Source organism: Mucilaginibacter sp. PAMC 26640 (assembly GCA_001596135.1).
Classification (GTDB): domain Bacteria; phylum Bacteroidota; class Bacteroidia; order Sphingobacteriales; family Sphingobacteriaceae; genus Mucilaginibacter.
In genome coordinates this window covers 5,202,499-5,216,019 of record CP014773.1, presented here as the reverse complement: position 1 = coordinate 5,216,019, position 13,521 = coordinate 5,202,499, and the positions used below count along the sequence as shown (strand labels likewise).

The window sequence follows — 13,521 nt, the reverse complement described above, 5'->3', positions numbered from 1 at the left end:
TTATCCGGAGCTGGTAGCAGCACGCGTCATGGCCCGCTTGCCAATGATATTATCGGCCCATTATTACAACTTAAAAGATCAATATGTTAACGCTCCCATTAAAAACAGTTAAGCCACATCCACTTATCGCATTTGGTGTGGTATACTTTGCGCTGGCCATTTGGTTTATCCCGGCCTACTTTAAATGGGATGCCAACCTGGTGATGGGGGTAATACTGGTGCCGTACGTTTGTACAATAGAAAAGGGCAACCGATCTTTGCGTTATTTGCTGCCAGCATTATTAGGTGTTGGTTTAGCCATTATCGCCCCGGTAAATACTTTATTCTTCGTGGCCCTGCTGTTTGTAGTGCTGTTGCTGATTGAGCATTCCATCGGCAGGGTGAGTAATATCTTTCTGTTGCTCATGCTGTTGATCTCACCGGTGTTTGGCCACATCACCCGCATGGGCGAATTCCCGGTAAGGCTTTGGCTAACCGAAAAGGTGGCGAACACGCTGGCACTAACCGGAATGGAGGTAAGCGCCGCAGGTAACCAGATCATGATGGGCAATTTCGAATTCTCGGTAGACCAGGCCTGCGCCGGGCTGAACATGCTGGTCATGTCGCTACTCATCTGCCTTTTTGTGCTGACCTGGTATCAGCGGCAATCCGGAAACACGCTTTCATTTAAATACCTGTGGTTGCTGGCGGCATTTACGCTATTGCTAAATGTAGTTTGTAATTTCTTCCGCATCCTGTTGCTCGTCCGTTTTAAGATAATGCCGGGTACCTTTCTGCATGACGCGGTTGGGATTTGCTGCCTGGCGATTTATGTGCTGCTGCCTTTATTGTTTGGCATCAAACCGCTGGTGCACAGTTTAGGTAAGGCCGGTAAACAGCAGGCAAGGGATAATGCCGTTGTTACTGATAGCCGTTTCCTGCTAATCCACCTCTTTCTTTTAGGGATGATACTGTTTGTTGCCGCCCACATAACGAAAGCAGATCACCTGGCAGGTGCGTCAAACCCAATGCAAATTGCAGGCTATCACAAAAAACAACTGGGAGGGGGCATTCTAAAGTTCGAGAATAAAGAGGCACTGATCTACCTCAAGCCAACGGCCTTTTACGCTCCCGAACATGACCCGATGATCTGCTGGGTGGGCAGTGGCTACGTTTTTAAAAGCATCCGGCAGGAAAATGTTGCCGGCTATGATATTTATACCGCAATCCTCACCAAAAAGCAGGATAAAATCTATGCGGCCTGGTGGTTTGACAATGGCAAAGTGAAAACCGTAAACCAATTCAGCTGGCGATGGATCGCCGCAAGGAACGAAGGCCAATTTTATTTAGTGAATGTGAATGCCGCATCTCCGGAGGAATTGCATAAAAAGTCGGTGGAGATGCTGACGGGCGATCTATTTAAAAAATTGAACACAAAATGAAAATAACAAAGACTACCGGTTAGAATAACAAAGAATACAAAAACGGGAGCAAAGTGACACAAAGAATAAGTTTGAAAGCGAAGTCACCAGGATTTGATAGATCGTCATACACCTTTTGAGCGATATAAATGCTTTGTACCCTTTGTGTTTTTCCTTCGAGTTCTTTGCATTACGTCCATCAGCCCAACCATTAATCTATAAGTTAAAACAGAAATATAAGCAAAATGAAAACGCTTCATCAACCACTCTCTCGCGATACAAATAATTACCTTAATCACCATATAGAAGATTTTCCTCAACCTTATCCTATAAAAATTATGAGAACTGTAAACCATAAAAAGCTGAGCCGCCGCATTAAGATTTGCATTTGGGTGATGATAGCCGGCCTATTCCTGAGCGGGGCCACTGCTTTCCCCATAGAAACTGAACTGCACTGGCTGGTAAACCACCGCAGTGCTTTGCCGGCGTACATACAAGCCTGGCTGGCTACCGTTTATCATGCCGTAAAAGCCAGCAACCAGGCGTACCCTTTTTTAAGTTACGGTACCGACTGGCTGGCCTTCGCCCACATTATGCTGGCTATACTGTTTGTTGGCCCCCTGCGCGATCCTGTCAGGAATATCTGGGTTATCCAATTCGGGATGATCGCCTGTGCGCTTATCCTGCCGCTAACCTTTATCATGGGGCCGATCCGCGGGATCCCTTTTTTCTGGAACCTGGTAGATAGTTCTTTCGGAGTTATCGGGATTTTGCCTTTGTATATCGCCTACCGGGATATTCAAAAATTAGAGGACGTTAATGAGAGAGGATTGTAGCGCTAATTTATTCGGCTAGTGGGGTGAATTGAAAACGATGAGTGCGTGCGGAAAGAGTTAACTCACCACCAACCCCTCACTGCTTCGCAAAGAGGGGGAGTTCTTATGCTGATTAGATAAGTTTCACCCTGTTTCCGCAAAGCGGAGAGCGGGTGGGGCAGCGGGAAGAGTTAACTCACCCCAAACCCCTCTCTGCTTCGCAAAGAGGGGAGTTCAGATGCTGATTAGATAAGTTTCAAGCTCTTTCCGCAAAGCGGAGAGCGGGTCGGGCAGCGGAGCGAACCCGGGGTGAGTTAATCTGCGGGCGAATTGTGCGTTTCACCCTCATCGTCACGGAGAAAGGTCCGGGTAAAATATTTATAAACTTAAATATATGTTCAAATTCAATAAATACTATTTCGGGATAGCGGTACTGCTTTTCAACGCCGAAGTGTTAATAGCCGATTTTATGCACGATACCATCATCAGGCCATATGGCGGTGATTTTATAGTGGTTATACTGGTTTACTGCATGGTAAAAGCATTCATTAAAACCGGCGTATGGAAAACGGCTATCGGCACGCTTATTTTCGCTTACCTTGTGGAAATTACTCAGTTTTTTCATCTCATTGATCAATTGGGGTGGGGGCATTCGGCCCTGGCAAGAAACCTGTTGGGAACAACTTTCAGATGGCTGGATATGCTGGCCTACACTTTAGGCATTATATTGGTGGGCTTATTGGAAAGCTGGCTTAGTGTATTGAAAAGAGTAGAATTAAGGAAAGTAAATGGATAAGGATATAGTAAAATATTTTGTCCCTGAGGGGTCTATCGTCCGTGAGATCTGGAGCAAGGCCGATAATATTCTGTTCATTTTTGCCGGTTCGGCTGCTGAATTTGCTTTAAATAAGGCAGTAGACTGGCTTTACTACACCGGCCAGCTGCCGGCAGATCCTTTAGGCAGGCTCTTCTCTACCGTGCAATATAGCCGGATGATCATCTTTTCAGAGTATAACAGTGCACTGGCCGCCATTGACCGGATCAATGCTATTCATCAGGGCGTGGAGCAGGCACGCGGTGCAACTATTCCGGACTGGGCCTACCGCGACGTATTATTTATGCTGATAGACTACACCATCCGATCTTTTGAATTACTGGAGCGGCACTTAAGTGATGACGAAAAAGAAGAGGTTTTTGAAGTGTTTTACCGCCTAGGCTTGCGCATGAGCCTGAAGGATATGCCTTATAATTATCAGCAGTGGTTAAAAGTTCGTGTGGAGCATTTGCAAACGCACCTGTTGTGCAGCGATTTTACGATTGATTTGTTTAAGCAATACAAAAAGCACTTAGGTGTATTGCGTTATGAATTACTGAAACAAGTGCAGCTGCTGATGGTGCCGAAAGCGGCCAAATCACTATTGCCCATCAACAGCATCTTGTATATCGGGCCGTTGATCGGGCTTTACAAACTCTCCAGGATCGTAAAACTGCATGGGCTTTTGAAAGAAGCCTTCCTGCCACCCGAATACAAAAGCCAGATAAAAGAAATGGATGTCTAGTTAATTATCATCAGATGTGCCTCATCATCCGTAATGTATCATCGGTATTTTAAATATCTTGATGCACTGATATTTTTGGTCTGGATTTGCATCTCAAATCAGGCAAAATAGCCGTACCTGCTTAATCCGGTTTTCCGGTTATAAGCTGCGTCCGGAATGCCACGTTTTTGAACATAGTGCCCGGCTCCACCATTCCAAAATGGAATATTGCTTGTTCAAAATGGGGTGGAGCGATATCAGCTATCTGCTCATTTCAAAAAACCATAGCTAACCGGTTTAAAACCACTTTAGCCGATGGATGGCACAATGGGCACTCTATTGGTGACCCATTATTATCCTCGGTTAAAATTGGACCAGGCGACCCGGCAAGGTCGCACATGGCAAACGAATTCGTATATGTAAACGAAGTGAGCGAAGGGGTAAGCAGATATATTAAACTATTAAAAAGTATGATGTATTGTGTGCTGCACAATCCGGAAGCAGATTTTTTGACTAAATAAAAAATATAACTAAATCACAAAAAAGTCGTATGTATGCATAGTAATTTGATGACGACAAATTAGCTAACCAATTCAAGCAGAATAAACCTAATCAGCTAAGTATAAGTCAAATTGGAAAAGACTTTCCCGTTTTGGGAAGGCAAAGTAACGAGCGTTTACAGCAGGAAAATAAATAGCTGCGTTTAAATTGTTTAAACATTGCTTTTACCTTTTGCTGCAGATTTCGGCACTCTTTTAGCTATGTAAGTACAAACGATTTGAATACTAAATTAAAACAACATGTTAATTGAATTTTTAGGGGTGATTTTACTACTGGCACTAATTGTATTGCCATTATTTCCCCGCCGAACCAAAACCAAAACCAGATCCGCTTTAACGGTTAATACCGACACCCACGATGCTGATTATGCTATAAATGCAAATGGCAAGCTGGAGCGCATTCATGGCACCAGCCTTATTAACGACTGAGATACCATTTACATTGATCAATTTAATACAGCCGCCCGGATTAAATCCGGAGCGGCTTTTTTTGTACAGCTACCGTTAATACCCCTGGCAATATTTGCAAACACCCCATTGATATAGCATTGGAGCATTTTTATAGATCCGCTGCTTGTTAAAATTGCCAGTCAATAGATAACAATATTTCCATATTTTTTTATTGCTTCAGGCTATTATATGCCATAGGCAGCATATTAAATAGGATATTGACCCCAAGGGAGATCCTATCTGCCATCCGATTGGCTTTTGGAATCGAAATAATAATTTTAGATATGAAGATTAAAGTACTTATAACAGTATAATAAGTAATGTAAATGGTAAATATTTCGAATTCTATTCAAAAATATTTACTTTTACAAGTAATACCCTGATTAATAAATATTGTAATTTCTCCAATTGATACTCGCAAGCATCTTTGCCTTTCCAAAATATAGCGCGTTTGGTATTAAACAATAGCTTGTTAATTTTTTGAATAGGTAGCGATCTGTATTATTAAAATAAGCACACAGGTATAACTAATAGTGACGAAAATCCGTATGGAGGCATATCGTCATTTTAGTAACCCGACAATTTGATAATATGAAGAAACTGTTACTTGCCCTTATTCCTGTATTGTATACTGCTGCGTGTTTTGCGCAGGCGCCCATAGTTTCTTATCAAAGTCCCCAGAATTATATTGTAGGCACAACTATCAATAGCCTTGCGCCTGCAAAAGCCGGCGGGGCTGTACCGCCCGCCATCTATGGTCAGGTTGCTACTCTTGCAGGTAGCGGTGTAAACGGCAGTACTGACGGCAGCGGGAGTCTTGCTACATTTAATGATCCCAAAGGCCTTGCTGCCGATTCCAAAGGCAATATTTATGTAGCCGATAAAGCTAACAGTGTGATCCGGAAGATTACACCTGAAGGGCTGGTATCAACATTCGTACCTAAATCGGCCGGGTTGTCATTTCCTGCGGGCTTAGCCTTTGATGCCGGCGACAACCTGTATATTGCTGATATTGGAACCAACCAGGTGAAAAAAGTTACGCCAGCCGGTGCGATCAGCATTGTTGCAGGCACCGGAGATTATGGCTTTGCAGTTGGTCCGGCCTTGTTATCTTCGTTTAAGTCCCCCTCTGGTATTGCGATAGATGGCGCAGGGAATATTTATGTCAGCGATTATGGGAACCAGCAGATCAGGAAAATTGCCGGTGGCATGGTTAGCGTGTTGGCAGGTACCGGAGCAACTGGTTATGCTGATGGTGACAAAACAGTAGCAAAATTTAATGGCCCGTTTGGGGTGGCTACTGATGCTGCGGGAAATGTATATGTGGCCGATATATATAATAATGCTATCAGGAAGGTTACACCTACGGGAGTAGTAAGCACGTTAGCCGGAAATGGGACTGCAGGTGCGGCAAACGGAACTGGTACTGCTGCCCGATTTGAAGGGCCCTACGGTGTTGCAAATGACGCCAATGGCAATTTATACGTGAGCGATTCATACAACAGCCTGGTTCGTAAAATAACACCGGCGGGAGTGGTAACCACGCTTGCGGGAAACGCAGGTAATTTCGGCACCGTAAACGCGGTAGGTACAGATGCTCTCTTTTCGTTTCCGGTTGGTATTGTTGCAGATAAGGACGGGAATTTATATACGGCAGATAATGGTTCCAGCACGATCAGGAAAATACTTTTAACGGGATACAACATCAGTCCTGCTTTACCGCCCGGCCTCAGTTTTGATGCCACAACGGGTATCATCAACGGTACGCCAACAGCGGTTAGCCCGGCGCAGGATTACACCATTACTGCGTATAACAAGTCAGGATCCGGATCGGCAATTGTAAATATTACAACAAGACTTATCTCAACAGATGCAACGCTTAGTGGCCTGTTAACGGGCGGCGTATCACTTAGCCCGTCTTTTTCGCCATCGCAGCGCAATTATGTAATGACGGTGCCGGAAACAACAACCGGCATTAATGTTACCCCTTCCCTGGCTGATATCAATGCTACATTGAAAATAAATGGCAGTCCGGTGGCAAGCGGTGCGCCGTTTACAATGCCTTTAAATACAGGCGGCAATTCCACAGCCATCCAGGTTATTGCAGAAGACGGGGTAACCATCAGCACCTACACCGTGTCATTTATCCGGCCCCGAAAAGCAGTTAATCCACCAAATATTAGTTACAGCAGTCCGCAGCAATATACGGTCAACGTTGCAATACCGCCTTTGTCTCCACAAAATACAGGCGGTGCCGTCCCTGCAAGGGCTTACGGTGGGGTAACCACAGTAAAGTCGGGCCTGGAAGATGTGTCAGCCATAGCAGTTGATCCATCCGGAAATATCTATGTAACTAACGTGGTAAGTAATATCATACAAAAAGTAAGTCCTGGAGGAAACCTTTCAACCTTTGCAAGCGGATTTAGCACCCCTTATGGATTGGCGGCTGATGCTTTTGGTAATATATACGTAGGTGATTCCGGGTTTAACATGATCAAAAAGGTATCTGCAGCAGGTGAGGTTAGCATTGTATCCGGCAAGAGCGGAGACTATAACTTTGCAAATGGTGATGCAGATCTTGATGCAAAATACAGGTATCCTGTAGGAGTTGCTACCGATGGCTCAGGTAACCTTTATGTAGCCGATCTGGCGAATGCGGACATCAGAAAAATAAGCATAACGGGCCGGGTAACAACCCTGGCGGGGACCAATGCTGCAGGATCAGCCAATAATACCAACGGATCAAACGCCAGTTTTAATGAGCCGTATGCGGTGGCTACAGATCTGAACGGTAATGTTTACGTAGCCGACTCTAAGAATAACAAGATCAGAAAAATAACACCTTCAGGGGCAACAACAACATTTGCAGGCAGCGGTGCCGCGGGGCAAACCAATGGCACCGGAACTCTGGCTGCTTTTGAATCCCCAAAAGGTGTAGCAACCGATGTGCTGGGAAACGTATATGTTTTAGATGCAGCTAACAGTATGATCCGCAAGATTACGCCTTCCGGGGTTACCACGCGTTTGGCCGGCTCCGGGTATTATCTTTTTACAGATGGTATTGGCCCGCTGGCGGCTTTTAGTTACCCCCTCGGCATCGCAGCAGATGCCGATGGCCAGCTGTACATTTCCGATAGCAACAATAAAGCGATCCGGAAGATCCAAACCACTGGCTATGTCATCAGCCCTGCTACACTGCCTGCCGGGCTTACTTTTGATGCCACGACCGGTAAAATATCCGGTACCCCAACGGCGTCAGCTGGACCGGCAAACTTTACTATTACTGCTTACAACCTTGGCGGTTCCAGTTCTGCTATTGTCAACATCCGGGTAAACGGCCTCAATAACGATGCGACACTAAAGTCTTTGGATTTGAGTTCGGGAACACTCTCTACAGCATTCAGTTCAGGTACGCTTTCCTATTCAACAAATAATACAGGCAACGCAGATTTTATAACCTTAACGCCCACCAGCACCCAGGGGAGCGCAAGCATAAAAATTAATGGTGCTACCGTAGTGAGCGGCACCGCTTCGGCAAATTTGCCTTTAGCTATAGGCGCTAATGTTTTTGATATAGTGGTAACTGCTACCGATGGGATAAGTACAAAAACTTATCAGCTAACAGTAAACCGCTCAGCACCCGTATACGCTACAGAGGCATCGCTATCTTCGCTCACTACTACCAATGCCACATTTTTTCCGGCGTTTAATAGTAATACGCTAAATTACAGTGCTAGCGTTGCAGGTACGGTAGCGGGGTTAACCGTTACGCCTTCAAGTTTAGAATCACATGCTGTAATTGAAGTAGAGGGTACTCCGCTTGTCAGCGGCACAGAATCAGGCACAATTGCGCTCAATTACGGGTCAAATACAATCCATATAAAGGTTACTGCCGAGGATGGTGTCACCGTTAAGACTTATGCCCTCACGGTGATCAGGCAAGCATCAGCTAATGCAGACCTTAGCGGAATAACACTTAGTACCGGCCATTTAACGCCAAACTTTTCAGCAAACGGGTTAACGTATTCCGCAGAAGTTCCGGGTAATGTTGATGCCATTACGCTAACGCCATACACAGCAGAGGCCACGGCAACGGTGCGGGTTGAAGGCACAATTGTAGCAAGCGGTGCTGCCTCGGGCACCTTTCCATTGGCAGTTGGCCCGAATGTTATTACCGCTGCAGTTACCGCGCAGGATAATGTCACCGTAAAAAATTACCAGATAACCGTAGTCAGGGCGCCGTCGTCAAATGCAAACTTGTCGGCGCTTACGCCAAGCTCCGGTACGTTATCGCCCACTTTTGACCCGGCTAAAACAAGCTATGGAACCAGCGTTCCTAACACCGTAACAAGCATCAATATCACCCCGGTTAGTGGCGGTGTCAACGAGATAATTACCGTAGACGGGGTAGTAGTTGCCTCCGGCACAGCATCAACGGCTATTCCGCTTATTGTGGGTAATAATCCAATAACGGTACAGGTTACAGCCGAAGATGGCATTACGATAAAAAATTACCTACTAACCGTAAGCAGACTGCCCTCCTCAGACGCCGGCCTTGCCGGCCTGGCAACAAACCAGGGTGATTTATTACCCACCTTTGCAACAGGCATTGCCAGTTACAGCATAGCGGTGAGCAATGCTACAACGGCCATCAAAATAATACCTACGGTAAACGAGCCCAATGCAACAGTTACCGTAAACAACGTATCGGTAGGCAATGGCAGTGCATCCGGGAATATCTCCTTAAACATTGGCGTTACCAACATCATGATAAAGGTAACTGCGCAGGATGGCGTGTCGACGCAAACCTATAGCGTATCGGTTACCCGTGCCGCCTCTTCCAATGCCGATCTGGCTAACCTGGAAATAAACCCCGGCAGCCTGACAGAAGTTTTCGACCCCGGTATTACGGCATACAGTGCCAAAGTAGGCAACACCACAACCGCAGTTAAGCTCACACCTGCGTTAAGCGAAGCCAATGCATCTGTTGCCATCAATGGTGTCCCTGTAGCCAGCGGGGTGCCCTCAGGAAACATTGCGTTGAACGTAGGGCCTAACATCATTAATGTTAAGGTTACCGCCCAGGATGGTATAACCGTTAAAAATTACACCGTAACCGTAACGCGCGAACCATCGTCAAATGCCGACCTCAGTAATATAGCGTTGAGCACCGGCTCGTTAAAAGAAGTGTTTGCTTCAGGAAAGTTAGATTACTCAGCCGATGTATTAAATACCGACGCCAGTATCCAAATCAAAGCAACTGTAAGCGATGCCACGGCCACAATAACGGTAAACGGGGATGCAGTGGCTGCCGGTTCATTCTCCGGCAATATCCCGCTGACTGTTGGGCAAACCGTTATCACCATTGTAGCTACCGCCCAGGATGGCATTACCACAAAAACTTACACGGTAACCGTAAAACGCCCGCCATCGGCCGATGCTAACCTGGCTGCACTGGTACCCGGCGCAGGTAAGCTGGATCCTTTATTTACCCAAGGCACCACAGCCTACACTGTAACGGTGCCGAACACGGTAACCGCCATTACGTTAAGCCCCACTGTTAATGAGGCCAATGCGAGTGTAAAAGTAAACGGAACCATCGTTGCCAGTGGTACTGCATCAAATAGTTTCCCGCTGATCGTAGGTGCTTCTGTATTTACTACCGTCGTCACCGCTCAGGATGGCGTAACTACCAAAACGTATACAGTGACGGTCATACGGCAAAAATCAACAGACGCAACGCTAAGCAACATAACTTTGACCGATGGTAGTACCTTAACGCCGAATTTTTTACCCGGTATTACTACCTATACGGCTTCGGTGCTTAACACGGTTACCACTGCAAGCGTAATCCCAGTAGCTAACGAAAGCAACGCCATCATTACTATTGGTGGCAGAGTTGTCAACAGCGGCGCTGCATCCGCCCCCGTCACGCTGGTTGTTGGTCCTAATACGATCAACACCATTGTGACCGCACAGGATGGTGTTACCACTCAAACCTACAGCATAACCGTTATCCGGATGCCATCTACTGATGCTACATTGTCAGATTTAAAATTGAGCAGTAAAACCCTGACCCCCGCAATTTCTTCGGGCTCCCTGCTCTACAATGCCTCAGTTGGCAACGAAGTTAAAACCATCACATTTACGCCAATTGTAAATCAAGCCGATGCCACAGTTAAAATAAACGGCGTTTCGGTAACCAGTGGTTCGCCATCGGCGGCCATTCCTTTAAAGGTGGGCGACAATACCATAACAACAGTTGTTACTGCACAGGATGGCATTACTACTAAAAGCTACATTGCTACCATTAACCGGGCACCATCAACAAATGCCACACTGGCCCAACTTGCGGTTGTTCCAAACCAGTTAAATATTACGTTTAATAAGCTCATCACCGGTTATTCCATGCTGTTGAAAAATGATGTAACCAGTGCAATTGTAACACCTACGGTGGAGGATGCAACCGCCACTGTAGTTATTAACGGCATTCCGGTTGCCAGCGGGTCACCATCTCCAGCCATACCTTTAAAAGTGGGGAATAACCCCATAACAATTATAGTAACCGCAGAGGATGGTAAAACCAAGAAAACCTACGTCATCATCGCAAACCGGGCACTGTCATCTGATAACGACCTGGCCAACCTGGTTCTAAGCTCCGGAACCCTAAAACCGGGATTTGAATCGGGTTTGAATAATTATACGGCAGCAGTTGCACATGCGGTAAACAGTGTTAACGTAAAACCCTATTTAGCAGACGCCGCTGCCTCGGTAAAAGTAAACGGCGTTGCTGTTTCGAGTGGCTCTGCATCGCCCGAAATAAGACTGAACGTAGGCCCCAATATGATCAATGTGGTGGTCACCGCACAAAACAGTGAGGTCAACACTTATACGATCACCGTTAACCGGGATCCCGGTTCAAACGCTAACCTGTTGAATCTTAGTTTAAGCGCTGGTACCCTGAGCCCCGCTTTTACAATTGGTAAGACCAGCTACGCAGCTACGGTACTTAATGCCGTTGGCTCCGTTAAAATTACACCAACTGTAGAGGATGCAACCGCTACCGTAAAAGTGAATGGTACGGCGGTTGCCAGTGGCTCTGCCTCGCAAAGTATTGTTTTAACAGTGGGTAGCAATACCATACTTACCACCGTTACGGCGCAGGATGGTATCACCACCCAAACCTATTCAGTGACCATTACCAGAGCAAAATCGCCCAACGCGGACCTGGGAACACTTACGCTAAGTTCCGGCTCGCTATCTCCTGTTTTCTCAGCCGCGGGCACAAGCTACAGCGTCACGGTTAATAACTCCGAGCAAACAATCCGCGTTACTCCAACAGCGGTAGATGCAGCTGCAGTGGTGAGGGTAAATAATGCAATTGTAGCAGCCGGCGGCAGTTCCGGCAATATTCCTTTGGCAGTGGGCATTACACCGGTTAACATTACGGTAACTGCGGAAGACGGCACACTGAAAACGTACACGGTAAATGTTACAAGATCAAAATCTCCGGATGCTTCCCTTGCCGATCTTACCTCGGCTTCGGGTGTTTTGGATCCAGCGTTCTCGCCGGCGGTATTAGCTTACCAGATCACAGTAGATAATTCGATAGCTACTGCTACTTTAAAGCCTACGGCAAATGATGCAGGTGCCACGATACAGGTGAATGGGCAGGCGGTTGTAAGCGGTAATGTATCGCAGGCGCTAACGCTTAAACAAGGCGCTAATCCGTTTAATGTTAAAGTAACCGCAGCCGATGGTACGATTCAAACTTATGTAGTAAACATTTTTCGAACACTATCGGACAATGCAGATCTTGCGAACCTGGTACTAAGCGCAGGAAACTTTACCCCGGCCTTTACTTCCGGGAATCTGAACTATGAGTTGCATGTCCCTTATAATGTGTTTAAAACAACTGTCACTGCAACAGCAAGCGACCCGGGGGCTGGCTTAAAAATTAACGGATCAGCCGCACAAAACGGTATTGCTTCGGGTTCCGTTACGATCAACTCCGCATCAACACTGGTAACCGTCACCGTAACATCGGCCAGTGGCGCGCAAAGCAAATCTTATCAGGTAAAAGTGATTCGTGCGGCACCTCCGGTATCCACAGACGCAACGCTAATTTCGTTAAGAACCAGCTCGGGGCAGCTCAGTCCGTCATTCAGCCCAACTACTACAAACTATGTTGTTACTGTTGATGCCAATACGCAATCCGTTACTGTAACAGGTATTACCACTAATGGCGGAGCTACTATCAAAATCAACGGAACAGAAGTATTAAGCGGGTCCTCATCAGATGAGATCATTTTGGCGCCGGGTACTAACCCGGTAATACCAATTGTTGTTACGGCAGCCGATGGCGTAACAACGCAAACCTACACCGTAGCCATCAGCAAAGCCGTGCTTGCAGCAATCCTTCCAAGTGTAGTTACGCCAAACGGGGATGGGGTCAACGACTACTGGGTGATCCCCAATATAAACCTCTTCCCTGATTGTACCGTTAAGATCTTTAATCGCGGCGGGCAAATGATATTCTCCTCTGTTGGTTACGGCACCCCATGGGATGGTACCCTAAACGGGCGCACATTACAAGCAGATGTATACTACTATGTTATCGATTTAAAACACAGCCAGGGTGTAAGATCCGGTGCGGTAACCATTATGAAATAGGAGCCAGCTCCCAAAATGGGGGCATACGCGGCGGCTGTAAGATGCTTAAATTTCTACCCTCTTCGCGAAGCATTGCGGACCAATC

The 13,521-nt window shown here is 46.4% G+C and carries 7 protein-coding genes; all 7 read left to right on the top strand.

Translation table 11 applies throughout. From position 1 onward, the window contains the following. Nucleotides 1–83 precede the first annotated feature (83 nt). The 7 genes from A0256_22580 (at nt 84) to A0256_22550 (ending at nt 13,436) form a co-directional block, all read left to right on the top strand. Nucleotides 84–1,421 (top strand): hypothetical protein, encoded by a 1,338-nt coding sequence (locus A0256_22580; GenBank protein AMR34031.1) that lies wholly within the window; start codon nt 84–86, stop codon nt 1,419–1,421. A gap of 317 nt (nt 1,422–1,738) precedes the next feature. Beyond that, nucleotides 1,739–2,236, top strand: a complete 498-nt coding sequence (locus tag A0256_22575) for a hypothetical protein (protein AMR34652.1) — start codon at nt 1,739–1,741, stop codon at nt 2,234–2,236. Nucleotides 2,237–2,609: 373 nt separating this feature from the next. Then, nucleotides 2,610–3,011: a hypothetical protein gene (locus A0256_22570; protein ID AMR34030.1), complete on the top strand. Its 402-nt coding sequence runs from the start codon at nt 2,610–2,612 to the stop codon at nt 3,009–3,011. Further along, a complete protein-coding gene (locus tag A0256_22565) occupies nt 3,004–3,774 on the top strand; it encodes a hypothetical protein (GenBank protein AMR34029.1) in 771 nt (256 codons plus the stop codon). Before A0256_22570 ends, A0256_22565 begins: the two co-directional genes overlap by 8 nt. Nucleotides 3,775–3,950: 176 nt before the next feature. Further along, nucleotides 3,951–4,274 carry a hypothetical protein gene (locus A0256_22560; protein AMR34028.1) on the top strand — a complete coding sequence of 108 codons (324 nt, stop codon included), beginning with the start codon at nt 3,951–3,953 and terminating at the stop codon, nt 4,272–4,274. A gap of 279 nt (nt 4,275–4,553) precedes the next feature. Then, nucleotides 4,554–4,742, top strand: a complete 189-nt coding sequence (locus tag A0256_22555) for a hypothetical protein (protein ID AMR34027.1) — start codon at nt 4,554–4,556, stop codon at nt 4,740–4,742. Nucleotides 4,743–5,354: 612 nt separating this feature from the next. Beyond that, nucleotides 5,355–13,436, top strand: coding sequence for a hypothetical protein (locus A0256_22550; GenBank protein ID AMR34026.1), 8,082 nt, complete (start codon nt 5,355–5,357; stop codon nt 13,434–13,436). Nucleotides 13,437–13,521 lie beyond the last annotated feature (85 nt).

What these genes read in the sequence shown, in the direction of transcription:
- A0256_22580 (AMR34031.1), top strand. Translation starts at nt 84, where the DNA reads ATGTTAACGCTCCCATTAAAAACAGTTAAGCCACATCCACTTATCGCA.
- A0256_22575 (AMR34652.1), top strand. Translation starts at nt 1,739, where the DNA reads ATGAGAACTGTAAACCATAAAAAGCTGAGCCGCCGCATTAAGATTTGC.
- A0256_22570 (AMR34030.1), top strand. Translation starts at nt 2,610, where the DNA reads ATGTTCAAATTCAATAAATACTATTTCGGGATAGCGGTACTGCTTTTC.
- A0256_22565 (AMR34029.1), top strand. Translation starts at nt 3,004, where the DNA reads ATGGATAAGGATATAGTAAAATATTTTGTCCCTGAGGGGTCTATCGTC.
- A0256_22555 (AMR34027.1), top strand. Translation starts at nt 4,554, where the DNA reads ATGTTAATTGAATTTTTAGGGGTGATTTTACTACTGGCACTAATTGTA.
- A0256_22550 (AMR34026.1), top strand. Translation starts at nt 5,355, where the DNA reads ATGAAGAAACTGTTACTTGCCCTTATTCCTGTATTGTATACTGCTGCG.